Below are 25,922 nucleotides of genomic sequence, written 5' to 3' on the forward strand. Positions count from 1 at the left end.
CTTCATTGATGACTTTATTCTCGATAAAAATCATCTGCTACCACAGAGAATCTATAAATGATAGTGCGTAAGTCCTATTTTAAATATCTTGCCTTTTTAGATTTCGAGCGACTCTCAGTAATGCGCCCTATCCACCTGCGGGTTGGATATAGGGTTCAATTCTGGCAAAATTAGTATTTTCTTGCTTATGAATGGTTTGTTCTGAGTTATCAATCATGTTGCCCTCATCTGAGCTATTTTTTAACATTTGCTACAGATAGGATTAACATGAATTATGCTTCTTTTCTATTCTTGATTTGTCTGATTCGATCAATTAGAGCGTTAAAATCTCTCTTGATTTTAACAATTACAACCAAGCCCAAAACAAAAAACTTACTGGCAATTGCTCAAAATCACCAGTAAAAGACAAAAACCAAGCTTAGGATTAAAAAACATAAGCTATTGCTTCGATTGAGCTGATGATTGTACATGAGCAGCATTTTGCTTCTGTTGCGATGGCATATAATCAGGTTGGTTGCTCACAGCCAGAAAGAAAAAGACTAAAAATAAACAACCCAATAAAATACTGATTCCAACCGCAAGGTATGGGAATCTTGATTGCTGTTGAGACATAAGTTCTGCTCCCATTGAAAGACTAAAATTTAATTCATAACAATTTACATAGTGGATAGAGCCTTAAAACTAGCGCCATTTTGAATTCGGGTTTGCATGTATTCGGCATAGACCGATAACTTTTCAAAAATATGTTCCGAATAGAACATATCCTCGATTAAATGTGCCGCTTGGGTCGGACTAAACTGACCAATCTTTGCGACTAGATTTGCATTAAGACTGGAAAACAAAGTACACAAGCTTTTGTGTGCTTCATCTTTGTTTTTAAATAGCAGCCTACGCATATCAATCAATTCATCATTGAGCATGCTTGGCCTACGATCAGCGTGAATCACATCAATTTTTACATCAAAATAATCTTCTAGGATTTGAATCTGTTGCTGATCTAAAGATAAATGTGTAACCAAGAAAATATGAAAAATATCCGTACGACACAATGCTTTGACTAAACAACGGAACAGAAAATCTTGCTCTGCTTTTGCATCATCGACCAGCTCGATATAAAGCTTGAGGCTGTGGATGACATCTTCGATTTTAAGATTGACACTTTTCTCAGCTTGATAGTATTGATTCAATATCTTAAGTACAGAGGATGAGACTGGCGTGGTATAAATCACAGGCTGATTTAAATTAGCAATCATAAATGGTGCAAATAAATAGGCGAGATTATTATCATTTTCCACTATTTCAGCTTGAGCAATATAAGCGACCTTCTCCTTAGAAAAATCTCTCAGTACCTTGCCCCTTAATAAAGTGGCTTCCAGATTTACATATTCTAGACTTAGCTGTTGTTGTACCGCTTGCGAAGGGACTTTGCTTTGAAAAAGCTGAGTCAACGCATTAAGTTCTTTAGTGATAAACATAGTCATACGCTATTCAGTCCGAATTAGTGTCATTCAAACGACTTACAATGCTTGATCAATATTTAACACACTGCATCGTTGCTTGATGCTATTTTGAATCAGGTACAAACAACTGAATAGCTACAGAGTTTCGCTAAAAAAATATAACAGATCATTTATGGATCTTGGTCTAACTGCTTTAGAATTAGCTCGAATACAGTTTGCATTTACTGTTTCATTTCACATTATCTTTCCTGCCACCTCGATTGGTCTCGCTTGTTTTCTTGCTATGCTGGAATGCAAATAGCTATGTAGTCAAAATCCCATTTATAATGCGGGGTTCCTCGGCATCATGCTCTTTGGTTGGGGATGGGTCAACCCCAAAGCGCATTTTTTTGCTACCCTCATGGTTGCAATCGGCACCTGTATTTCCATGTTTTGGATAGTATCCTCTAACAGTTGGATGCAAACACCGCAAGACTTTAGCATAGAAAGTCGTACTGAGTATTTCGGAATAAAGTCCGTATTGGTGATGAAGGCTATCACTAGGAGCTTTGTATGAAAATAAAATCGCTGCATTTAAATCCAGGCCAATGGTTTATAATCTTATGGTTAGTCGGATTTTTTGCACTCGCCATCTTTGCAGGTCTATTTAGATTACTCTTGATGTTTGCTTATTAAAAAATGGGTGGAATAGCTTTTAGATGAGATCTATTCCATCAATACGGATTTACTTTATTTTATGTATAAATCAGAACAATTAGCACATAACTTGAAACTGCTTATTGAAAATGGTTCTTGGCAGCCACACACCAAGTTACCCTCTTTACGTGAGCAAGTACAACAATCAGGCTTCAGTCTGATTACCGTAATGAATGCTTACCAAGAACTGGAAGCACAAGGGCTGATTTATTCAAAAGAAAAGTCAGGTTATTTTGTGGCTGAGCAAAATCATATTCAGATTCCACAAGCCTATTCAGTGGTGTCTTTAAATCCGAAAATTGAAATTAACTCACTCGTTTTTAAATATCTCAAATCAATTCAATCTCCCAACGTCAGCCCCTTAGGTTCTGCCTTTCCAGACAGTCAGTTGCTGTATCCCCCAAAACTGATTCAGATCATGGGACAACTTTCCCGTAATCGCCATAGTTATGACCAAACTTCAAATTTACCTCCCGGTAATTTGGCACTCAGAAAGCTGATTGCGCAACGCTATTGTATGCAAGGCATTCCAACCGATGCAGATGACATTGTCATTACATCAGGTGGACTAGAAGCATTAAATCTTTCACTACAAGCGATTACACAACCTGGCGATTATATTTTATTACAACAAACAATTTTTTATGGTGCTTGGCAAGCTGCTGAACGTTTGGGTTTAAAAGTCATCACCATCCCAGAACATCCACAGCATGGCTTTGATATTGAAGCTTTTGAACAAGTCATCAAAAATTATCCAATCAAAGTCTGTTGGTTTATGCTGAATGCACATAACCCAATTGGTTTTACTGTCAGCGATGACATCAAATATAAAATCGCTAAATTGTTGCATGAACATCAAATTCATTTAATCGAAGATGATGTTTATGAAGAAATGTTTTATGGCAGCCAAAAACCATTGCCAATGAAGTATTTTGACCAACAAAATCTAGTATTACACTGCTCTTCTTTTTCTAAAACCTTAGGTTCAAGTTTCCGTATGGGCTGGGTCTATGCAGGTAAATTCTCTGAACATATTCAACATTTACAATTGATGAGTACTATTTCTGCCAATGCGCTGATTCAAAATGCGCTGGTGGAGTTCCTCTCTCATCATCATTATGAAAAGCATTTAAGAACTCTGCGACGTGCCTTAGAAAAGAATAAAAAGCAATTCTTTCAATATCTCAAACAACATCTACCGAAAGACTGTAAGGTGTATAACTATCCAAATGGTTATTTTCTCTGGATTCAACTCCCTGACAAAGTCAGTAGTATGCAAATCTATGAGCAACTGATTCAGCATCATATTGGTGTTGCGCCAAGTCCCTTATTTAATGTATTGCCCTCACATCAACATTTTATTCGTATGAATTGTTCTTTTGAATGGACAGAGCAAATTCAGCATTCGCTAGAGTTATTCATTACAACGATTCAACGTCAAATACCCAATTAATTCAGTTTGGATAGATTATTCTTGCGATACTGACTTGGTGTTTCCCCAAAGGTCTTTTTAAATGCACGAATAAAATTGGTGGCTTCTTCATACCCTACCAAGCCAGCAATATCCTGAATACTATATTGCTGTTGTTGCAGTAATTTCTTCGCTTGATTAAAACGAACCTCAGCCAAGATTTGCAAAAATGTAGTGCCCTGTGCTTGCAAATGCCGCTTAATAGTTCGTTCTGACATATTTAAACGTTGCGCAATCAATTGAAGTGAGGGATAACCGTGACTAGAATGATATAACAACTCTGAACGAATACTTTTTTGTAAGTCCCGTGTACTTTCTTTTACGAGTTTAAGCTTGTCATTTTCACAATACAAAATAGCCTGCTGGAACGCGACTTGATCTGCATTCGAATTCTTACAATGTAAATATTTTTTAGAAAATCGAAAACCATTACGTGCTTGATTAAAATGAATCTTTATCTGAGATAAATCAATTTTTTCATAATTCTGAGCATCTGCCCAATCCACAAAAACCTCACAACTTTCTGAAATTTTCTCAGAAAATAAGGTAAGAAAATGAATTGCTCCAAATAATAAGCTCTCGATCAAAAAGTGTCTTAACCGATCAGATTGTTCTGCATCACCTAATTTCACTGGATGAACATCATCTAGATAAACATAGATAAACGTTTCATCTATATGCCATTCAGGGGTAAAATTTTGAATTCGAGTACAAAAATACTGCTGACAAAGGCTTAATGCCGTTTCAACATCCGCACAACTGAGAAATGCAAAACCTAAAGCCCCATGCGAAGTTGGACGTAACCTAAACCCATATTCAATCCCGAGGCGCGGATTCCCCGTCAATCGTAACGCATTCACCACTAATTTTGACCATTGATGCGCACTCATCTTGGCATCGGCTTGTTGCATTTCAGTCGGGATCAATCCAGTTCCATGCAAAACGATGTGTGCATCGATACCATATTCATAGACGATTTCTAATAATACATGGGCATAAGAAACAGAGATGGTTTCTTGAAACAATCCAAAAGGATCACGCATGACACATCCTATGTCCTAAAATGATCATTAATATGGCATAGTCTCCCCTATTGAGCGAGCACTTTCTTCGAAATAATAACCTCAAGATTGATGACTAAAACAATGAGGAATTGCTGAAATGGCAACCATGACACTCGATAAACAGCAATCGACCTATGTGCTGAATTTGACGAATAGCAATCAGGAAAATGCTTTAAATAAAGCGGTATTAGAAGAATATTTTGCTATTTTTGATGAAATTGAAAGTGATAAAAATAATGCCTGTTTAATTATTCGAAGTGAGCATCCTAAAACCTTTTGTAACGGCTTAGACCTTGCTTGGTTAATGCAACAATCATTGGAAGGTAAAAAAGCCTTTACCCTGCAACTTGAAAATATGTTGCTCCGTTTAGCATTACTCAACTTACCTGTAATTGCTGAAATAGGTGGTAATGCTTATGCAGGCGGTGCAATTCTCGCGTCTGCTTGTGACTTCCGATTTATGCGATCAGATCGAGGACGTTTTTGCTTTCCAGAAGTCCATCTGGGCATTCCTTTTACAGATATCATTGCTGAAATTGTGCAACTACTTCCTAATCAACATGCAATTTGGGAAATGTCTTTGACAGGCAAAACCATGACAGGCACTGAATGTCTACAATCCCAAATCGTTCACCAAATTGAACCGATCGAAGCATTAAGTCATGAGGTGTTTAAATTTGCAGAAGATATGGCACAAAAACACCGCCAAACCTATGCCGTGATCAAACGTCAGCTCCGCCATCGAATTGTAGAGATTGCCAAGCAACGTCGACTCTATGATCCTGAAAAATTTGCTCACCCTTTTATGATCTAATTCAACGTTTACAACAAGTCAAATCTAGGAAATATCAATGAATAATATGCAAGGAAGAACTGTTTTTATCACTGGCGGCAGTCGAGGTATTGGCAGAGCGATTGCGTTAAAAGCAGCTCAGGCAGGTGCGAATGTCGTGATTGCAGCAAAAACCGAAGTCGAGACCACTAAATTAACAGGTACAATTTATAGTGTGGCTGAAGAAATTGAAGCTGCTGGTGGCAAAGCATTGCCACTGTTACTAGATGTTAGAGATGAACAGCAAATCCATACCGCTATTCAACAAGCCGCCAAAGCCTTTGGCGGAATTGATGTGCTGATTAATAACGCAGGTGCAATTGCATTAATGGGAGTGGAATCCACCTCATTAAAACAATATGACCTGATCCAAACCATTAACCATCGTGCAACCTTTATCTGCGCACAAGCTGCATTGCCCTTTTTAAAGCAAGCTGAAAATCCACATATTTTAAGCTTATCACCGCCTGTAAATATGTCACCGAAATGGCTCGGGATGCTTGCACCTTATGCCCTATCTAAATATGGTATGACGATTTTGACTTTAGGCATGGCGGAAGAATTTCGTCACTATGGTATTTCATGTAATACGCTTTGGCCTGAAACTTATATCGCAACCGCAGCCGTTTCGAAGAATTTAGGTGAGGAAAATACCTTACAGGTCAGCCGTAAACCACAGATTATGGCAGATGCAGCTTTTGCGGTTTATAGCACGGCTAGAGGTGAACTTACAGGACAAAGCCTGACCGATGAACAAGCTTTGTCTCGTATTGGCATCACTGACTTTTCTCAATATGCATGTGTCGCTGGAAATACCAATCTACAGAAAGATTTCTTTTTGGATTGATCCAACAATGAAAAAACGACCTTAAAACATGTGTCTTAAGGTCGTTTCAAAAGCAAAGAAAATTAACCTGGGAAAATACCACGCTCTTTACGTGCTTTTAAGATGCGCTCACAACCTAAAATGAAGGCAGATTGTTTAAGCTTTTTCTTCAATCGTTGAACTGTAGCTAAGTCTCTTTTACCCCAAACATAAGCAACAATCTCACCTGTTTCTCGATGGAAGGCGTAAATAAGCCATTGTTTATTATTTTTATTTCCCACAAAAGTCCAAAACTCATCAACTTCAAGAGCCTCATAATGACTTTGTTTAGGCTGAATTTGGTAGGTCGATTCGGTTAAAGTACGTAAAACTTTACCGATACTGATTCGCTCAACTTCAGCGATATCTCGTATACCACTACCTCTGACCATCAACTGTAATATTTTTCGAGTAATGCCTGAATTACATCCTAGATCGCTCAGAGCATGGTCACCAATAAACTGACGTTTACAGTCTTTGCACTGATAGTTTTGTTTCCCATCTACTTTGATGCCATTTTTCTTTATACTGTCACTGAGGCAGGTTGGACATTTGATTTCTAGAGTTATTCGCATTTCTCTATTTTATCAAAATTCAACCTGCTTTGTTTCAGCATACTTTTTGAAACACCACCAAGAAATTATTTTCTTAGGCTATGAATAACGTATTAGGTTCAATAATCAGTTCACATCAGATTCACATAACCCGCTCTAAACTATTTATAAAATGAAATGAGTTTACGGGCATGGCATTTATACGAACTTTAGCGGTTTCAACATTAGCCTTATTTTCTTTAGCTTCGTGTAAAAGTATACCAAGCTATTCATCTGACTATAGCAAAGCAAGTAAAGAAATATCAGGCATTGCTTTGACGCAAGAACAAGCGACTGAAATCGGTAAGCGGTTCACTTCAGCATTCAATACACTTGGAACACCAAGTTTTATTAAAAATGCAAGCCAACTTTATGCTAATGACCTATACATTAATGACACCTTATCCCAGTTTTCGAACAAACAAGATTTGGTAAAACATTTTTCAGGTATGAATGAGCATGTAAGTAACGTCAATGTCAAACTTATTAGTGCCACTTATCAAAAAGATTCAGCCTATATACATTGGTATATGGCTTATGATTTTAAAATGTTTGGTCGTAGTAAAACTATGGCATCGTATGGCATAAGCGAAATCAAAATCAACTCCTCTAGCCAAATAGTTTTTCAACAAGATTATTGGGATCCTGCCAATGGCTTATATCGTTCATTACCATATATTGGAAAAGGTTACTCTCTGGTTTTACCTTTCAAAAAATAGTTTAAAATTCGGCCATCATAAATTTGTAATAATTCAAGGGTGATATATATGAACGATAATTTCTTATTAAATCAATTCAGTCACATTGATGGTTTAATCTTCCTTGCTGTGATAGATAATTATGATGGTACTATATTAAAATCTATAGGAGATCATCATATAAATATAGATAGTGCTATACTTGAAGTTACCAATATATATAACATGCAAATAAAGCTGACACATCAGTTTGATCCAATGGATTATCTTGAAGGTATATTTATCAGTTTACACAATCAATATCATATGATTACTCCCCTTGAAAGTAATCAAAACCTATTTTTATATGCAATTTTAGATCATACTCTAACAAATCCTGCATATGCACGTTACGAAATTGAACGTATTGAAAAAAATCTGAATTTTTATGCCTATTAAAAATATATCTTATTAAATAAGCTTTGAATTGAGTATTTCTTTGCACAATGGAGCTAAAAATGAATTCTAATTTAACGAAGAAAATATTTTCATTTTGTGCCATTAACTTAATAGTAGGTACTCATGTAGTGCATGCAAGTGTTCAAACTTGTCGGAATGCCCCACTAATTGTTACGGGAAAAGTTGTTGGTTCAGTGACATACTTTGCAGAGGATTGTAAAAAAAACTGGGAAAACCAGAACATACGCTTAGACTTTTCTTATCGTCAAAACATTCCTGAATGGGCATTTAAACGCGCAGCGACTCATTTCCTTAAGAAAAATATTGCAGACTTCTCAGATAACTCACCACTGAATAACATCACAGAATTATATCACCCTGTAAAAAAAGGTGATCTCTATAGCCTCAGCTACAATCAAAATAGCAATACACTTACATTATCTTTAAATCAAAAGACTCTCGGTGCGATTACAGATCAAAAAGCAAATCAGTATTTTAAAATTTGGTTTGGAAATTCACCTTTTAATGCTAAATTAAAACAACAATTACTTAATCCATAGTGGATATTATTATGAGCAACCAATTTATCCTGATGGTTGAAGACCACTATGAACTTGCGGCAACTGTATGTGAGTTTTTAGAGGAACATGGTTTTGTAATTGATCATGCGCGTAACTTGGATGCTGCACGTAATTTTCTTAAAACACAGGCATATCATCTGCTTTTATTAGACATAAATTTACCTGATGGCTCTGGTTACGATTTATGTGAATGGTTAAGAACAGAACAAGGTATGGATATTCCCGTGCTTATGCTTACCGCTCGTGACACCTTAGATGATAAATTGAAAGGTTTTGTTGCAGGCACAGATGATTATCTAGTTAAACCTTTTGATTTCAATGAATTAGTCATGCGTATTCGTGCCCTAATTAAACGTTCATTAGGCGAAGTTTCCAAAAATAAAATTCAAATTCATGACTTAATTTTAGATAGCTCCACACAAACCATTATACGTGCTGGTCAGCATATTGATTTACCGCGCATTCAATTCAAGCTGCTTAAGATTCTCATGCACCACTCGCCCAGAGTGATGACCAAACAGGAGATTGTCATTGAATTATGGGGCGATGAAGAACCAGAAAGTGATGCCTTGCGTAGCCATATTTACAATTTAAGAAAAATGGTGGATAAACCTTTTCAACAAAAACTCATTCATACGATTTCGGGTGTTGGTTTAAAAATCGCACTTGAGGATTAAGTGCTTTAATTCATATATACCACAACAATTAATCCTGTTGTATTCGGCAGTTCAAGGTCAGTATGTGTATTTAAATAATATTGACGATCGAACAACTCTACTCTCCAGCCTAGTTGCATACATAGTTTTTCTACTAACTGTAGACCTATGCCATGTCCTTTAGGATTGAGTTTTAGCTGACTACGACTTAACTCTCGGACTTTTAATTCATCTGGTAGGCTAATTCCAATGCCGTTATCAGCAATGATGATGCGATTTTTCTGTTGAATAATATGAATACTTGAGCCTTGAGAATAATTTAGCGCATTACGCAAAATATTGCTAAACACCATTTTTGTCATTGATGGATATAATAAACGTGTTGATTCTGAATCATCATACTGCACCAAGATCTCTATCCCTTTACTTTGGCTCACCATATCTAAATCGTGAACGAGATCAGTAATAATGGCAGATAATCGGGTTTGCTCAGCATTTAGGGTATTGGTCGTGTTACGTGCAATTGCAAGTAAAGTATCTACGAGTAATTGCATGTCCTCAATGGTATTTGCTATACGGTTCAATGATTTATCATTACCATATCTTGCTTGGCAGATTTGGACATTACCTTTCAAAATCGTCAAAGGCGTACGTAATTCGTGACTAACATCCCCCGTAAACTCGCGTTCACGATGAATAAACTCACTCAATACTTCATGGTACTTTTCTAATGCCTGTTTTAGATATTCTGCTTCCAAGTTGCCATTGGTACTAATATCTTGAAATGGAGAAGCCTCTTTACTTTGATGAACCCAGTCTATTTGTTCTAGCGCATTTGCAAGACGGGTAATCGGTGAGAAATAACGTTTCGCACGGCGATTTGACCACCATAAAATGCTATAGAGCACAATCAAACTAAACATTAATGGCGCAAGACCAAACATCCAAACAATTTTATTGACGTTACTTTCACCGAACACCAACAACACATGCTGACCATTGCGCTTGCCATAAACAGTCATACGATCTTTGCCATCTACAAAAATACGATGCACACCTTGCTGTAAAGTCAAATCACGAAGTGGTTGCGGAGGCTTGTTTGATGACCAACGATAGCCATATAAATTTTTAGTGTCTGGAAGATCGGCATTTGGATTACGATCAACACGTATCCAATAATGTTCCATTTCTTGTTCAAGCGCAGTTTTGAGTAATGAACCTTTTATCACCCATGCACTACAAGCAATACCAATAATAATTGAAAGTGCGATCAGCCCGATCTGCAACCAATAATAGCGATTAAACATCTCACCGAGTGGATGATTATTTCCGTCATTTTGTTTCGATCTAAACATTGGCTGATCTACTTGCAGAGCTATCTTTAATTATACGACTTTCTTTTTAAACAGGAAGTGACCGACAACCCACTCTTGCCCTTGTTCAAACCCAAATAATTCTGCACAAGCCATAAAGAAAATACGCCAACGTTGCCACCATGCTTCTGCATCTTGAGCGTAAACTTGTTCAAAAAGTGGTTTTAATTGTTCGACATTGCGATCCATATTTTCTAACCAAGCATTCGCTGTTTTCTCGTAATGAGTACCCGACCATTGCCAATGTTTAGATAGCTCTAAATGATCTTGGAAATGTAAGAATGTAGACGTTGATGGCATCAGACCACCCGTAAAAAAGTAACGTGACATCCAATCATATTCACTTTTAATTTCAAATGGATAATGTAAGAAACGATGACAAAAAATATGACACCACAACATCCCATCTGCTTTGAGCCAAGACTGAATTTTCTCAAAAAGCTTTTGATAGTTTCGAACATGTTCAAACATTTCAACCGAAACCACACGATCAAAAGTATTCGCTTTTAACTCAAGCACATTAACATCACAGGTTAAGATTTCTACGTTGTTTAGACCACGCTTTTGAGCTTCTGCAAGAATATGTTGGCGTTGAGTAGCTGAATTAGACACTCCCGTAATTTTTGCATTTGGATAACGCTCTGCCATCCATAAGGTAAATGATCCCCACCCACAACCCAGCTCTAAAATTTGTTGACCATCATGTAATTGAGCACGATCACTATATATCTGTAGTGCAAACTCTTCAGCTTCATCCAAATTTGTTCGATCATGGGGAAAGAAACAGGCACTATATTTCAAACGTTTGCCTAAGACAGCCTGAAAGAAAGCAGTTGGCAACTCATAATGTTGCTCATTGGCTTTGTCTGTTTCAATCGCAATCTCACTATGCTTCAACATATTGAGCACGTCCATATAGCGCTGTGCACCTTGCTCAGGATCATAACGCCCTTCTTGAATCAAACGCTTTTTACTCAATGCACGGATGGCTGCACGAATCGCTTGATCAGGAACTAAACCGCTTTCGACAAGTTTTAAAGATTTTTGAATAATAAAGTCCATGTGCAGTACCTACTGTTTGGGTTTCCACGGAATAAACATTGAAGTTCGTTTTTGATAATCGAGATAATTTTGACCGCGATTTTTTAAGGCTTGTTGTTCACTAAATGGAATACCTGTGATGTAGTACAAAAACAACCACATCAACACTGGATAAATCCACAAGCTATATAATCCTGCTCCTAACCCAATCGTTGGATAAGCAAACCAATGCAACCATTCAAAGAAATAGTTTGGGTGACGTGAATATCTCCATAGACCTTGATCCATTGTTTTGCCATGATTATTGGGATTTTGCTTGAAGTGATATAATTGTTGATCTGCAACTGTCTCACCGACGAATGCAACGAACATAATTAAACCTGCAATAATCAAATAATCATTGGTATCTATACTCCAAGACATGCTTGGCACATTGAGCAAGCTCCACATTGGAAGACTAAATAAGATGGCCAATCCTGCCTGAAACATAAAAAATAGAAAGAAACCAAAATGTTGATATTTGCCCATTGCTCTACGCATGTTGGCATATCGACGATCTTCTTCATGCTCAGCTAAATAACGACGGAATAAATGCAAAGTTAGACGCAAGAACCATATTGAACTGAATACGCCGAGAAACAATCTGACATTTAACGGAGCGATCTCAACAAACAATGCTGTAATGGCAATATTGAGAACAATACAGAAACTCCATGCGACATCTACGATACCTGCACGATGATTAGAGGTTGCCCACAACCAACACAGCGTCATTACTACGGCATCAAGTAAAAATAATTGCCACAACATAACCACCTCCTTGATGCATTAAAAAATCTTGGATTTTTTAATAAGGGCTTGCTTCAAATAGAAGATGCACATCACTGATCACGCCTTCTTTAAAGCCACCTTCGCAATAACAGAGATAGAAATCCCACATCCGAATAAAGTTTTCATCAAATCCTAAAGCCAAAACCCGTTCTTTGGCATTTAAGAAACGCTCACGCCATTGATGAATCGTTTCTGCATAGCTCAAGCCAATATCTTCAAGATGTTTTAAACGTAACTGTTGTTCAGATGCAGCTTGAGTTAAAACACTGATACACGGAATAAAACTTCCTGGGAAAATATAGCGTTTAATATAATCCACGGTATTCAAAGCTTTTTTATAACGTGCATCTTCAATCGTAATAGCTTGAATCAAGCCCAAACCATTCAGTTTTAATAAAGATCGACATTTGTTAAAGTAAGTCGATAAATATTGCTCACCCACCGCTTCGATCATTTCAATCGAAACCAACTTGTCGAACTTGCCTTCTAACAATCGGTAATCTTTGAGTTGAACATCGACACGATGACTAAGGCCCGCATCTGCGATACGTTTGGTTGCTTCATCATATTGTGCTTGAGAAATCGTAATCGTAGTCACTTTACAACCATAATGCTGAGCAGCGTAAATCGCAAAACCACCCCAACCGCTCCCGATCTCAACCAAGTGATCCATAGGTTTGAGCTGTAACTTCTGACAAATCAGTTCTTTTTTATAATCCGATGCTTCTTCTAGAGTCATATCTTTGTGCTTATACACAGCACTGGAATACATCATTGAAGAATCAAGAAAGAGTTTGAAAAAGTCATTGCTCAGGTCGTAATGCTCTGCAATATTTTTCCGACTCCCTGACAATGAATTTTTACGTGTTTTGTACCAAGCTTTTAATACAAGTTGGCTGGCTTGAGAAATCACATTCTGATTAATCTTATCAAGCACATGACGGTTTCTCGCCAAAATTTGAATGACTTCAACGAGGTGTTCACTGCTCCAATAGCCGCGAATATAACCTTCAGCTGCACCAAGTACCCCGTTTTTAAAAATCAGATCAATCAATTCTTTATTATGAATCTCTATCGTCGCTTCTAAATCAGAAACCTCACCCACGGTACCATTCCATTCTCCACGAAAATGAATTTGTCCATGACGAAGTTTGAGCAAGCTTCGAAGAACCAAAGGCAGTGAATCCTGTTCACCGAAAATAAGCGTTTTCATCATGTTGTTTTAAATCCTTATCTTTTTTTGGGTGCCGATAAAATGGAACTTTCTTTCGCCATAGATTAAAAGCTTGAAGGTAGATCGAAGCTAACATCTTGAAAGGTTCAAAGATATGATAAATAGCATAACGATTCAGTTGTGAAGGAACTGTGATGCTGGTTAAAGTGAAATGCATCGTTGCATCAAAGATAAATTTATCTGATTGATAAAGCTGCATATGAATCACATTTTGTTCATCTGAAAAGTTAAATCGCCATTTGTACTGAATATCCATTGGCATGAATGGAGAGACATGAAAACTCTTTTCAAATTCGAACTCATAACTTTTGAAATGACTGTGCTCTTTTAATTTTTGACGACAGTCATGCACATAAACTTTACGTTCATTCCAAGGGGTATTGGTGATTTCACTCAATATGAAAACAGGTTGTTTTTGAGGATTGAGTACAAAATAAAAGATGACTGAATTAAAACTAAATCCTAAAGTTCTTGGCAATGCGAGCACACGAATTTCTGATTGAGTTGATAAAATCGTATCCGCTTGCTGCAAAAGGATTTTCTTAATTCGTTCTCTGATCGAACCTGTATAGCCTTTTAGAAAATCATTTTCATAAAGATTTAAGATATTCCAACGCGAAGTTGAACAAAGCCATGAACGATCTAGGTTTTGATCGATACGATCTGGATCAAAACATAAATAGCTCAAACTAGACTCAAAATCGTGTGCTTTAGGATAAAAGCGCCGATGTCTAATCTGAGCTTTGGCTATGGAAAGTGAATCTTCAAACATGTGATCACCTCCAAATTTAGCCGTTCAATTTTAATAGTTGATCGACTACACGTTGAGCACTTCTCGCCCCATCTTCATGAAAGCCCCAACCCCAATATGCCCCACAGAATGAACTGCGGTTTTGACCATCGATCAAATCCCAACGCGCTTGTGATTCAATTGCTTTTTTATCAAAAACAGGATGTCGATAACGACGTTCGACATAAATCTTATCTTTTGCGATCGGCATATTCGGATTGAGTGTAGAAAAGATCTGAGTCTTACACGGTAGCTTCTGCAAGCTGTTCATCCAGTAAGTAAATCCATAGTGTACTTGATGAGCTTTGCTATTTTTTTGATGTTTCTCTTGAACAGTGACATGCACATGCCAACTTGCCCATTGAGATTGACGCTTCGGCATAATCGAAGTATCAGAATGTACCACCATAAAGTTATCTTGATAATCAAAACAACCTAATACATCTCGCTCATCTGCCGAAGGATCTTGAATCAGCTTTAACGTATCATCAGCATGACTCGCAAACACAACCCAATCAAAAGTTTCTTGTTGTTGATTCGTGACAATATGAACTAAATCATTTTCACGAATCACTTGTTGAACTTGCGCTTTTTTCCAAATAATTGATGGACAAGCTTTTTGAATCGCTCGTATATAAGAAGCTGAACCACCTTTGACCGTCTGCCATTGAGGGCGGTCTTCCAATTGCAACATACGATGATGTTGAAAAAAGCTTACGACAAATTTATAAGGAATATTTCCAACTTGATCCACTGGGCTTGACCACAATGCACCACACATTGGATATAAATGTTCTTGGCGAAATACCTCTGAATAATCATTTTGATTCAGATAGTCTTCGATACTCAGTTCAGCGTTGCACTGATCTAACTGAATATGTTTGTTGTCTTGATAAAAGCGAATCAAGTCGGACAGCATGATCCGAAATTTCTTATTTAAAAAATTCTGAGGTCGCGTTAATAGTGACCATTTTTTTGATGGATTATATTGAAGCCCTGTCACTTGATTGTTGACTGAAAAGCTCATGTCACTATTCTGTGCTTCTACACCTAATTCAGCCAGCATGGCGCTAAATAGAGGATAATTATAATCATTGAATACAATAAAACCGCTATCTACAGCAACGTTTTTACGTTCAATCCAAAGATCATGTGTATCCGTATGTCCACCGAAATACTGTTCTTTCTCAAAGATAGTGACTTCATGCTGTTTTGATAATTTCCACGCAGCGTATATACCTGAAATACCAGAGCCTACGATTGCAATCTTCATCAAGACTCCTCGCTTTGAATTTTACTCGTGTTTATTTTGAGATTTAATTGATGACTTTTATGGGTATCATAAATACGTTGTGGTACAGGTTTAATTCCCCAAATCAAACCGAAAAAAGACATCATTTTTAAAATGTAATAAGTAATGTCGATTTGCCACCAGAAGAAACCTTGCCGAGTACTCCCAGCATAATAATGATGGTTGTTATGCCAGCCCTCACCCAATGTAATAATCGATAAAAATAAATTATTTCGGCTGTTATCCTTCGTCTCGAAGTCTCGACTGCCATACAAATGCGCAAGTGAATTGATACATAAAGTCGCATGAATCAGCAAAACAGTTGAAATCACAAATCCCCATACCAATAGCTGTAAGCCTGAAGTCCCTAAACTCGGATAAGCAATACTCAACCACTCACCTAAACCATAAATTGCAAAAGCAGTGAACAAGACCACAGGTAAACTAAAACGGTCTAACCAAACAATTTCAGGAAACTTTAGCCAGTCTTTAATGACTTCTTTTCGTGTAGAAAAATTCTGTTCATTTAAAAACCATCCAATATGACTGTACCAAAATCCATGTGTAGATGAATGCGGATCGTGATCTGTGTCAGTAAAACGATGATGATAACGATGATGAGCTGCCCACCATAAAGGCCCTCGCTGTGCACTCATGGTTCCGATCAACACAAAAAAGAATTGTATTGGACGCGAAGTTTGAAAGGTTTTATGCGAAAGATAACGATGAAAAAAAGCAGTGATCGCAAACATACGAATAAAATAAAAAAACAGCATGAATGCTATAGCAAACCAAGACACACCCACCCAAAAAACTGCAAGACAAGCGATATGCAGCAAAATGAATGGTAAAATTCTAATCCACTGAATCTTGGTATCTTTTGAGCTTTCTTGAAAAGGAATATGCTGTTTATCTAAAGTATCAGTCAGTGACCAACTATCCATCCATCGCAGAAAAAATTTAAACATTGATTCTTCCTGACCCAATCTCTTTTTATATTTATGATATTAATAGAAATCATATGAAGTTTATGTGAAGCATCCTTTTAGGCATGCTAGTGAACTCTTAGCATCATAATACAAAATTACATAGGAAACATAAATTTATGTATCTTTTAACCTAAACTCAAAACCTCATCGTTTGAGTCTAGGCTCAGTTTTAGAAACTAAAAGTCAAATAGATAACAATATAATTAAAGTGAAATCATGGGCAAGATTTTCGATACGCTTGAAATCACCAAATAAATCGCAACACAAATTACCACTACAGCAAATACCTTTTGTACCGTTTTGATATCAATCAGGCTGATTAATCTTCTGCCAATTAACATGCCGATAATACAAGCCACAACAAAGCTAACAGTTACAACGATTGGATACTGAAAGCCATCTATGATGTGTATTGAAATACTTACACCACCAATTAAGAAAATGATCATCAGTGACGTTGCAACGATACTACGCATATCTAGATCAGTGACTTTACGCAAAGCTGGCACAATCACGAAACCGCCACCAACTCCTAATAATCCAGTTAATAGACCTGCAATCACACCGATAATACCCAACACTGAAGCAGTTTTAACATTCCAAATCAGTTGCCCTGTTGATTGATTCACCTTACACGGCGGATCTTCAAAATCATTCACCTTATTGAAGAAAATACGATAAGCCACAATCATCATCACGATACTAAAACCAAGGCTTAACCAAACTGGAGAAATAATACTCGCAAGATGAATCCCGTAACGTGCTGATGGCAAGCTGATTAATGCGATCCATATTGCGGCACGATAACGTACGATTTTCTTGAATAAGCCTTGAACCATGCCAACAAATGCAGCAAGTGTTACTGCCAACAAACCTACTGGTGCAGCTTGAGACACCGTCCATCCTTGACTCGCCATCAATGCTGGTACAGCCAAAATACCGCCACCTGCGCCTGTCAATCCAAGTAAACATCCGATCGCAAGACCTTCTAAGACTAATAACCACATGATATGCAATGTCCTCGTACAAGGATGAACCCATTTCTGGAGAAAATACTGCCCTAACTCAGCTCTGAATCAGGACTAAGTATTTGATTTATTTAAGCTGAATAAACTAAAGTTTTGGCTTCACCAGCCATTCACGACCTTTGAGCATTCCATCCCAATACATCGGCGGTAGAATTTGCTCTTTTAACAGCCATGCAAGCTGTGAAGGTTTTTGCCCATCGAGCAACCACTTAGGGAAACTAGGTAACAGTTTTCCGCCATAACCAAATTCTGCCAACACAATCTTTCCACGCTCAACTGTGAGCGGACAAGATCCATAACCGTCATATTGCGCAAAATTCTGATTGCCTTTTAAGTACTGCAATACATTCACTGCAACAATAGGTGCTTGCTTTCGTGCAGCTGCTGCCGTTTTCGCATTTGGTGCATTAGTGACATCACCCAAAGCAAAGATATAAGGGTACTTACTATGCTGTAAGGTATGCTGATCAACACTGACCCAACCTGCCGCATCAACCAAGTTACTCGCTCGGATAAAATCAGGTGCTTGCTGTGGAGGAACAACATGAATCATGTCGAAATCAGTTTCAATCACTGAAGTATTTTCCCCTTCACTGACCTTAAACCAAGCTCGCTTTTGGCTTCCATCGACTTTAATCAATTGATGATTAAAGTTTAAATTGGCATTGTAACGTTTAATATATTCCATCAAAGCTGGAACATAAGCTTGTACACCAAATAACACCGCACCTGTATTATAAAAATCAATTTCAATATCTTTTAATACACCTTGTTTTTGCCAATAATCAGCTGACAAATACATTGCTTTTTGCGGAGCACCAGCACATTTAATTGGCATAGGTGGCTGTGTAAAAACAGCTTTACCCTGCTTCATATTACGAACCAAGTCCCACGTATAGGGCGCAAGATCATAACGATAGTTTGAAGTCACACCATTTTTACCTAGCGTTTCAACTAAACCTTCTATTCCATGCCAATTTAATTTTAAGCCCGGACAGACGACTAATACTTCATAGTTAATCGGCTTACATCCCTCTAATAAAACTTGTTTATTATCAGGATCAAAAGCTGCAACAGCCGCCTTAATCCAATGAATTTGTTTAGGAATCAGACTCGCCATTGTTCTTACCGTTTTTTCAGGAGCGAATATCCCACCGCCCACCATCGTCCATCCCGGTTGGTAGTAATGAATTTCAGCAGGATCAATCACGGCAATATCTAAATTCGATTGACGAGATAACAAACTCGATGCCACTGAAATACCCGCCGCTCCCCCACCGACAATCACCACAGAAAAAGTCGGTATATTGTTTAACTGAGTTGGATTTTGCTTCAAAATTCGAGGGACTAAACCTTGTAAATCGTAGCCCAGTGATTTTGACTGCAACAACATCTGATCAATGGTAAGTTCAGCCACTTGAGACAGTGCCCATAAGGTAATCGATCGAGTTCCTGAACGGCAAAATGCTAGTACAGGTTTTTGGGATTTTTGATAAAGTGACTTAAATTCAATTGCTTGTTCATCTGTCACCCGCCCACTTACAACAGGTAAATATTCCAATTGAATCCCATGGCGTATTGCAGCTTCTTGGATCTCAATAATATTTGGCTGGTCGACACCTTCACCATCAGGGCGATTACAAATAATCGTTTTGATTCCCTTGGCTGCAATTTCAACCAAATCAGATTGATTGATCTGCGCAGATACCCAAAATTCAGGGTTAACTTGTTTTAAGTCACTCACAATTTTCCCCTTATTTCCCACACGCTTTATTGGCAGGTAGGGCTATATCAATCTTTTTAGGATATGGAAGATCAAGATTTTTCATAATTTCTACAAAATCTTGTTTGCTACGTCCATGACCTAAACGAGAGTTCGATTCGCGTTCATGCCTTACAGTTGAAGACAAACGACCTTTATAATCATGTCCCGGGTAAACGATCGTGTCGTCAGGTAAAGTGAATATCTGTTGGTGGATACTGTCGTATAAGGTTTCAGCATTTCCTTCTTGGAAATCAGTACGACCACAACCATCTATCAGTAATCCATCACCTGTAAACACCATATTGTCAATGACATAGCTTGTGCAAGCATTCGTATGTCCAGGGGTATAACGTGCTTCTATTAAGCATTCACCAACACGGATCGCACTGCGGTCAGTGATAAAAATATCACCACAATCCACGCCAGAATTACGATGTAAAACTGTTTTACAGCCAAAACGTGCTCTGAGTAAATTTGCAGCCGTAACGTGATCTGCATGAACATGCGTATCTAAGCTGTAAACTAACTTGAGATTCAACTGATTCAACATTTGTTCATAACTTTCTATTTCAGAAGCAACTGGATCAATCAGTACCGCTTCACGTGTTTGTTCAGATGCAACCAAATAAGTATAAGTTGAACTTTCTTTTTCAAAAAATTGATGAAATATCATTTCAATTTGTCTCGATATGCTTGGTTATATTCTTATTTTGCAAACTAAGTGCCAACTTTATGCAATATAAATTATATTCAAATAAAACAATATATTAATTAATAATATTTAATTTTAAACAAAATCACCATTTCATTAATGTTGCACAATATGTTTCAATTGTTTCAAATGAAAAACATTCGATGAAACACCATGCACCAAGCGATTGATTTTGATACTCAAGCTGATTTAGAGAGCTTTTTGTTTAAATTGCAAACCCTAATGTTAGATAATTCCTTTCTTATCTTAGATCAATCTAAGCAGCGTTTTGTGTATGAATTGAACGATAAAAAAATCAATAATTCGTTATTTCAAACTTTAAAAAAAACAATACAACATCATGAGCTTGAAATCGGACGACATATGATGAGTGATGCAGCTCAATCCATCGAGCTGTTTTGCCATCGTCATCCTATTAGAATTATCGATCAGCACTTTGAGGGAACCTTATATTTATTACAATCCACTCAAGTCATACAGAAAATAAAACAAGATCAAAACATCACAACTTTAAAGCAGACTTTTCATAGCCATTCGCCAGAAATGCAACGCATGTTTTCCATTATTCAACGTGTTGCAGTTACAGAGTTCCCAGTTCTAGTTCGCGGTGAATCTGGTAGTGGAAAAGAACTGGTTGCGCAGGCTATTCATGATCATAGTCAGCGGAAAAATAACGTATTTATTGCCATTAACTGTGCAGCTTTAAATGCCAATATTCTGGAAAGCGAATTATTTGGTCATGTTAAGGGTGCTTTTACAGGGGCGATTCGAGAACATAAAGGCGTATTTGAACGTGCTGCTGGCGGAACACTTTTTTTAGATGAAATCGCTGAAATTCCATTAGAACTTCAAGCAAAATTATTAAGAGTTCTTGAGACTGGTGAATTTACACCTTTAGGTGGAGAAAAATCGATTAGAGCGAATGTCCGTATTATCACCGCTACTCATCGAGCGTTACGAGAAGAAGCTCGTCTTGGACGCTTCCGTCAAGATTTATTATATCGACTGCGTGTTATTCCAATTTTTGTTCCACCACTGCGTGATCGTAAGCAAGATATTCCATATATTGCAGATTATATTTTATCTGAACAACACAATGTTTTTGGTACATCGACTAAATTATCTAATTCTGCATTACAAACCTTAATGCAATATGATTGGCCCGGAAATGTCCGTGAATTAAAAAATACGCTCCTTTACGCACTGACCATGGCAAACGAGAAGTCTGAAATAGATGTTTGCGATTTACCCGATGAAATTATTGATAAGCAACATATTCCACCTTCAAATTCAATCATTGAAGATGAACCATTACTGATCTCGGATAAAATCAATAAAGAAACGATACGGAAAACATTAATTCAATACCAAAATGATCTTTCACTCGCAGCAAAAGCACTGGGTATGAGTCGAACCACACTTTGGCGCTATCGTAAAAAATTTAATTTATAAAAAATAAAAAAGCGAGACTTGGATATCTCGCTTTTTTATTGACCACCTTATCTAACTTTTCAAATGAGGGTTCCCAAGAGACAGGTCATTTTCTAAATGCTGATCAAATATATCAGTCAGCATACTGTCGTAGCGTTTAGCATTATATTTTAAAAGCTGTTCCGCTTCATTTGCAGTAATAAAACCCACTGCAACTGCATCTGTAATATGTTCCTCAAAAGTCAGTCCTTTAAACTGATCTTTAGATTCAGCTTTTTTAAACTTATCCCAAAGCGGCTGCAATGTTAGCAACATTTGGAAGGTTGATTCCATGCGCCCCATCACATCTGTTTCATCGGTTGTGTAATAAACATGTTTTTTCAATTCCTCTCTAAAAGAATTTTCTTTAAGTAGTAATTGAGCAACTTGTTGTTTAAGTTCATCCGATGGTTTTGTGACTGGTCGACCAAATGGGAAACTGATTAATTTCACCAATGTCGCAGCAATTTTCACAGGGAAATTCTCATACAATCCAAAGAATGCTTCCTGAGCATTATAGAGAGCCTTATTTAATGCTAATTCTGCATGTTTTTGATCCGACTCAGTTCTTTGTCCATGCTCATAATAATTAAGAATCGCTGTTGCAATAAATAAATGGGCATGAATATCTGCTAAACGACCTGAAAGCATTTCCTTACGTTTTAAATCTCCAGCCAATATTCCCAATGCCATGTCTGCCGTCAAAGCAAAATCAGCACTCATACGATTTATCATTGCATAATATGGTTTTGAGAAATCGTCAGCCGATGAAGAGCCCTCTTTACTCCCCCCTGTGAGACCAAACGCAAGCGCTTTTGCAGCACGATTAAAAGTGTAAGCAAGATGTTTAAATAACAAGGTATTGAATTTTTTTAGAGCACTCTCTTTATTGTCTGATTGCAATAATTGCAGTTCTTCAAATAAATACGGATGGCATCTCATGGAACCTTGACCGAAAATCATCAAAGAACGCGTAAGAATATTTGCCCCTTCTACCGTAATTGCAACAGGTATGGATTGATAAGTTAAAGCCATAAAATTACGTGGTCCTAGCTGAATCGCACGTCCACCAACGACATCCATACCATGATTAATCACTTTTCTCATAGTTTCAGTCGCATAGTATTTTGCCATAGCTGTCATGACGGCTGGAGTCCCACCCTGATTCAAACCACAAGTCACCATGTATCTAAATGACTCAAGCATATAGGCATCACTGGCAATATCACTGGTTGCCTCTTGCACACCTTCAAAATGCCCAACTGACACTTTAAACTGTTGTCGAACGCTAGCAAATGCACCCACTAAAAGGTAACTCATCTCAGCCGCAGCAGTCGCCAATGCTGGTAAAGAAATACCACGACCAACGCCTAGACATTCCATCAACATGCGCCAACCTTTACCTGCATTTTGTTGACCGCCAATAATCCAGTCGATTGGAATGAAAATGTCTGTTCCTTCCACAGTTCCATTCATAAATGGCGCACCAGGATTATGGCGTGCACCTATTTTTATCCCTTCATGACTTGCAGGTATTAATGCACAGGTAATGCCATATTCGCTTTTACTTTTATCACCCAATAGACCATCTGGATCGTACAACTTAAACGCCAAACCAATTACCGTTGCAATCGGTGCAAGCGTAATCCATCGTTTAGAAAAATTCATTTTTAGACCAAGAACTTCTTGTCCTTGATAAGACCCATAACAGACTATACCTGTATCTGGAATCGCTCCCGCATCAGAACCAGCTTCTGGACTGGTTAAGCCAAAGCAAGGAATTTCTGTACCATTTGCTAAGCCGGGTAAATAACGTTGCTTCTGTGCAGTTGTACCGTAATGTAGCAATAGTTCACCGGGACCAAGCGAGTTGGGCACCATACAACTTACTGCCGCAGTCAATGAACGTGATGCTATCTTGCTCATAATGCGGCTTTGAGCAAATGCTGAAAATTGTTTTCCCCCAAATGATTTTGGAATGATGAGTCCTAAAAAACCTTTATCTTTAATAAACTGCCAAACTTCAGGAGGTAAATTTTTATCTTTGTGGTGAATTTTCCATTCATCAAGCATGGAGCAAAGTTGTTGAACTTCATTGTCTATAAAAGATTGTTCTTCAACGGAAAGTTTTGGATATGGATATTGATCGAACTTTTCCCAATCAGGCGCTCCCATAAATAATTCTTTTTCCCACCAACTTGTACCTGCTTCCAAAGCCTCTCTTTCTGTAATACTCATGGTAGGCATTGCTTTGGAAAGAATATTAAATGCAGGTTTAGCAATTAACGCTTCACGTAATGGTGCAACAAGTAAAATAATACTCATTAAAATGATGGGAATACCAACCACTAAACACCAAGGTGTAATAAAAATCGCGCATAGAATCGCAGTAGCGATAGCCAAAATACTACCAATTGTTCGATTGAGTTCGAAATAAAATGCAGCCCACAACACAAAAAACTGAATCAACAAGCTAAGCAATATCAATACGAGAGTCATAATTACTCCTTTGCCTTCAACTTGAACTGAGAAAGATGATTTATTTGAATTACTTCATTTTTAAACTTAGATGGAAATAGGTGAAAAAAGCGTGAATTTTTATTCTACAGATTGGATTGATTTTTTTTAAATTCGCTACCCAACATTACACAACTGCATCAAGATAAAACCTCTTGCGAAAGTCCTTATTGCAAGTTTATCTGGTTTACTAGTGCAGCGAGGCTTTGTTGCCAAAAGTTTGATAGACAATGCTACTCTAATTGAGCTAAATTCAAATGATAACCTGAATATGATGATGATCTAATTATTTGAATTTATTAAAAATTTATACATGTGTATGAATCTCATTCATCTGACTAGGAAAACTCCTTGCTGTGAATTTATCACCTAATAATTTGATGCAATGCATTTTGGTTTCCACTAATCTTCGATGATGATAACCAGACCATTTTTTCCAAAGTGACCTGCCTAGCCTTTTGACTATTTTTAATAATTCATTCCTCTTTAAAGATATCAATTTCTTATCTTTCCAAAGCTTTGCATTCTTCCTAGGTGGAATGACTGCATGTGCATCTCGATCTAAAATGACTTGTCGGCAGTGCTTTGTATCATCAGCACCATCTGTATAGACTAAATCAATTTGTTCATCCAACGGAATTTGATCAAGCAAATCACCAAGCACCTGTGAATCAATCACATTGTTTGTTGTGAGCTGAACTACTCGTAGTTGATATGAAGTTTGCGCCATTGGAGACGATATTCAGTATCAAAATTATAAAATTGATTCTATTTTCGATAAAATAGTTTTATATAAAAAGACCACGTCAAGGGGATGACGTGGCGAAAAACTGAAATATATAACTCACTATACACAGCATATAATCAAGCTATGTATTAATTTTTCGCAATGTTATCGAGTAGTTCTGGTTCCAACATAAAGAAATCTCGTCCAAAATTTTCCAATGGAATATCAGAAAGGTTAATTTGGTATTCAATATCACCGTTAAAAAAACTTTGAGATTTTTGTATCGAACGTTCCCAACCGAATTCCTTACCACATTGCTTGAGCAAATATTGATAAACCTTTGCATCATTGACTCTTAACAAGAATGCATCATCAGATAACTGATGTATCGAGACATTTTCGGAATATTGCACATCAATCATGATCTACCTCCTAGAATGAATGATCAAGTGTATATTAGTTATCATTATAGATAATTGCTTACTATTCAACCATTTTTTAATATTTATTTTTAGTTATGAAATATTTAAGTCATATTTTTGAAATAAACAACAAGAGTGGAAGCGATGTGGCGAAAATTGTCACTAATGCTAGCTTTCTTCTCTGTCAAATTATTAGCGATAAAGAGTAGGTCTTTGGCTGCATAACATCAAAAAGTGTAAATTCTCATAATAATACTTCCCATTAAAACCAATGATGTTCTAAAAAATTATTATTTATACATGCCTAAATACATAAAACAGCATTGATTCGATCTTGATCTGTGATTAAGTTTAATCCATTCATTACCTAAAATTTTC

General features: G+C 37.2%; 23 protein-coding genes and 4 pseudogenes. 9 read left to right on the forward strand and 18 right to left on the reverse strand.

What is annotated here, in order from left to right:
* Nucleotides 1-130: 130 nt before the first annotated feature.
* From NO346_RS14935 to NO346_RS07730, 3 genes and pseudogenes are all read right to left on the reverse strand, one after another.
* Nucleotides 131-214, reverse strand: a pseudogene (locus NO346_RS14935) (hypothetical protein); the annotation flags it as partial.
* 224 nt (nucleotides 215-438) lie between these two features.
* Complete coding sequence (locus tag NO346_RS07725; RefSeq protein ID WP_005159516.1) at nucleotides 439-612, reverse strand: cbb3-type cytochrome oxidase assembly protein; 174 nt, start codon at nucleotides 610-612, stop codon at nucleotides 439-441.
* 44 nt (nucleotides 613-656) lie between these two features.
* Nucleotides 657-1,481, reverse strand: a complete 825-nt coding sequence (locus NO346_RS07730; RefSeq protein WP_005159514.1) for a hypothetical protein — start codon at nucleotides 1,479-1,481, stop codon at nucleotides 657-659.
* 151 nt (nucleotides 1,482-1,632) lie between these two features.
* Between NO346_RS07730 and NO346_RS07735 the strand changes: the two are divergent.
* Nucleotides 1,633-1,971: pseudogene (locus NO346_RS07735) on the forward strand (cytochrome ubiquinol oxidase subunit I); the annotation flags it as partial.
* Nucleotides 1,972-2,196: 225 nt separating this feature from the next.
* Nucleotides 2,197-3,609, forward strand: coding sequence for a PLP-dependent aminotransferase family protein (locus NO346_RS07740; protein WP_087536127.1), 1,413 nt, complete (start codon nucleotides 2,197-2,199; stop codon nucleotides 3,607-3,609).
* On the opposite strand, the gene NO346_RS07745 is transcribed toward NO346_RS07740, so the two are convergent.
* A complete protein-coding gene (locus NO346_RS07745; RefSeq protein ID WP_256414795.1) occupies nucleotides 3,606-4,670 on the reverse strand; it encodes an AraC family transcriptional regulator in 1,065 nt (354 codons plus the stop codon). The genes NO346_RS07740 and NO346_RS07745 overlap by 4 nt on opposite strands.
* A gap of 118 nt (nucleotides 4,671-4,788) precedes the next feature.
* Here NO346_RS07745 and NO346_RS07750 point away from each other — a divergent pair, with 118 nt between their 5' ends.
* Nucleotides 4,789-5,505, forward strand: coding sequence for an enoyl-CoA hydratase/isomerase family protein (locus NO346_RS07750; RefSeq protein ID WP_256414796.1), 717 nt, complete (start codon nucleotides 4,789-4,791; stop codon nucleotides 5,503-5,505).
* Between the two features lie 37 nt (nucleotides 5,506-5,542).
* Nucleotides 5,543-6,370: an NAD(P)-dependent oxidoreductase gene (locus NO346_RS07755; protein WP_087545879.1), complete on the forward strand. Its 828-nt coding sequence runs from the start codon at nucleotides 5,543-5,545 to the stop codon at nucleotides 6,368-6,370.
* A gap of 131 nt (nucleotides 6,371-6,501) precedes the next feature.
* Here NO346_RS07755 and NO346_RS07760 read toward each other — a convergent pair.
* Nucleotides 6,502-6,963 (reverse strand): annotated as a pseudogene (locus NO346_RS07760) (IS1 family transposase); the annotation flags it as partial.
* Between the two features lie 170 nt (nucleotides 6,964-7,133).
* Here NO346_RS07760 and NO346_RS07765 point away from each other — a divergent pair.
* The 4 genes from NO346_RS07765 to NO346_RS07780 are packed head-to-tail and all read left to right on the forward strand — an operon-like array spanning nucleotide 7,134 to nucleotide 9,375.
* Nucleotides 7,134-7,700 (forward strand): nuclear transport factor 2 family protein, encoded by a 567-nt coding sequence (locus NO346_RS07765; protein ID WP_178883305.1) that lies wholly within the window; start codon nucleotides 7,134-7,136, stop codon nucleotides 7,698-7,700.
* 48 nt (nucleotides 7,701-7,748) lie between these two features.
* Complete coding sequence (locus tag NO346_RS07770) at nucleotides 7,749-8,117, forward strand: hypothetical protein (protein WP_087545873.1); 369 nt, start codon at nucleotides 7,749-7,751, stop codon at nucleotides 8,115-8,117.
* A gap of 59 nt (nucleotides 8,118-8,176) precedes the next feature.
* On the forward strand, nucleotides 8,177-8,677 hold the full coding sequence (locus tag NO346_RS07775) for a chalcone isomerase family protein (protein WP_087545871.1): 501 nt from the start codon (nucleotides 8,177-8,179) through the stop codon (nucleotides 8,675-8,677).
* An 11-nt stretch (nucleotides 8,678-8,688) separates the two neighbouring features.
* Nucleotides 8,689-9,375, forward strand: coding sequence for a response regulator transcription factor (locus NO346_RS07780; protein ID WP_087545870.1), 687 nt, complete (start codon nucleotides 8,689-8,691; stop codon nucleotides 9,373-9,375).
* Nucleotides 9,376-9,380: 5 nt separating this feature from the next.
* Here the strand turns inward: NO346_RS07780 and NO346_RS07785 are convergent, their stop codons facing one another.
* From NO346_RS07785 to NO346_RS07830, 10 genes are all read right to left on the reverse strand, one after another.
* Nucleotides 9,381-10,709 (reverse strand): HAMP domain-containing sensor histidine kinase, encoded by a 1,329-nt coding sequence (locus tag NO346_RS07785; RefSeq protein WP_178883302.1) that lies wholly within the window; start codon nucleotides 10,707-10,709, stop codon nucleotides 9,381-9,383.
* A 30-nt stretch (nucleotides 10,710-10,739) separates the two neighbouring features.
* Nucleotides 10,740-11,789 (reverse strand): cyclopropane-fatty-acyl-phospholipid synthase family protein, encoded by a 1,050-nt coding sequence (locus NO346_RS07790; RefSeq protein WP_256414797.1) that lies wholly within the window; start codon nucleotides 11,787-11,789, stop codon nucleotides 10,740-10,742.
* Between the two features lie 9 nt (nucleotides 11,790-11,798).
* Nucleotides 11,799-12,578, reverse strand: a complete 780-nt coding sequence (locus tag NO346_RS07795) for a DUF1295 domain-containing protein (protein WP_256414798.1) — start codon at nucleotides 12,576-12,578, stop codon at nucleotides 11,799-11,801.
* Nucleotides 12,579-12,615: 37 nt separating this feature from the next.
* Nucleotides 12,616-13,815, reverse strand: a complete 1,200-nt coding sequence (locus NO346_RS07800; protein ID WP_256414799.1) for a cyclopropane-fatty-acyl-phospholipid synthase family protein — start codon at nucleotides 13,813-13,815, stop codon at nucleotides 12,616-12,618.
* Nucleotides 13,790-14,605: a DUF1365 domain-containing protein gene (locus NO346_RS07805; RefSeq protein ID WP_256414800.1), complete on the reverse strand. Its 816-nt coding sequence runs from the start codon at nucleotides 14,603-14,605 to the stop codon at nucleotides 13,790-13,792. Before NO346_RS07805 ends, NO346_RS07800 begins: the two co-directional genes overlap by 26 nt.
* Before the next feature lie 16 nt (nucleotides 14,606-14,621).
* A complete protein-coding gene (locus NO346_RS07810; protein WP_256414801.1) occupies nucleotides 14,622-15,896 on the reverse strand; it encodes an NAD(P)/FAD-dependent oxidoreductase in 1,275 nt (424 codons plus the stop codon).
* Nucleotides 15,896-16,882: an acyl-CoA desaturase gene (locus NO346_RS07815; protein WP_256414802.1), complete on the reverse strand. Its 987-nt coding sequence runs from the start codon at nucleotides 16,880-16,882 to the stop codon at nucleotides 15,896-15,898. Before NO346_RS07815 ends, NO346_RS07810 begins: the two co-directional genes overlap by 1 nt.
* Nucleotides 16,883-17,106: 224 nt before the next feature.
* Complete coding sequence (locus NO346_RS07820) at nucleotides 17,107-17,910, reverse strand: sulfite exporter TauE/SafE family protein (RefSeq protein ID WP_256414803.1); 804 nt, start codon at nucleotides 17,908-17,910, stop codon at nucleotides 17,107-17,109.
* 106 nt (nucleotides 17,911-18,016) lie between these two features.
* Complete coding sequence (locus tag NO346_RS07825; protein WP_256414804.1) at nucleotides 18,017-19,675, reverse strand: bifunctional protein tyrosine phosphatase family protein/NAD(P)/FAD-dependent oxidoreductase; 1,659 nt, start codon at nucleotides 19,673-19,675, stop codon at nucleotides 18,017-18,019.
* 10 nt (nucleotides 19,676-19,685) lie between these two features.
* Nucleotides 19,686-20,369 (reverse strand): MBL fold metallo-hydrolase, encoded by a 684-nt coding sequence (locus tag NO346_RS07830; protein ID WP_256414805.1) that lies wholly within the window; start codon nucleotides 20,367-20,369, stop codon nucleotides 19,686-19,688.
* 192 nt (nucleotides 20,370-20,561) lie between these two features.
* On the opposite strand from NO346_RS07830, the gene NO346_RS07835 reads away from it, so the two are divergent.
* Nucleotides 20,562-21,860, forward strand: coding sequence for a sigma-54-dependent Fis family transcriptional regulator (locus tag NO346_RS07835; protein WP_256414806.1), 1,299 nt, complete (start codon nucleotides 20,562-20,564; stop codon nucleotides 21,858-21,860).
* Nucleotides 21,861-21,911: 51 nt separating this feature from the next.
* Here the strand turns inward: NO346_RS07835 and NO346_RS07840 are convergent, their stop codons facing one another.
* The 3 genes and pseudogenes from NO346_RS07840 to NO346_RS07850 all read right to left on the reverse strand — a co-directional run bounded on the left by NO346_RS07840 (nucleotide 21,912) and on the right by NO346_RS07850 (nucleotide 25,544).
* Complete coding sequence (locus NO346_RS07840; protein WP_256414807.1) at nucleotides 21,912-24,377, reverse strand: acyl-CoA dehydrogenase; 2,466 nt, start codon at nucleotides 24,375-24,377, stop codon at nucleotides 21,912-21,914.
* Between the two features lie 325 nt (nucleotides 24,378-24,702).
* A pseudogene (locus NO346_RS07845) lies at nucleotides 24,703-25,139 on the reverse strand (IS5 family transposase); the annotation flags it as partial.
* 132 nt (nucleotides 25,140-25,271) lie between these two features.
* Complete coding sequence (locus tag NO346_RS07850) at nucleotides 25,272-25,544, reverse strand: hypothetical protein (protein WP_256414808.1); 273 nt, start codon at nucleotides 25,542-25,544, stop codon at nucleotides 25,272-25,274.
* Between the last annotated feature and the right edge of the window lie 378 nt (nucleotides 25,545-25,922).

It is taken from the genome of Acinetobacter sp. 5862, from assembly GCF_024494585.1.
Lineage (GTDB): Bacteria > Pseudomonadota > Gammaproteobacteria > Pseudomonadales > Moraxellaceae > Acinetobacter.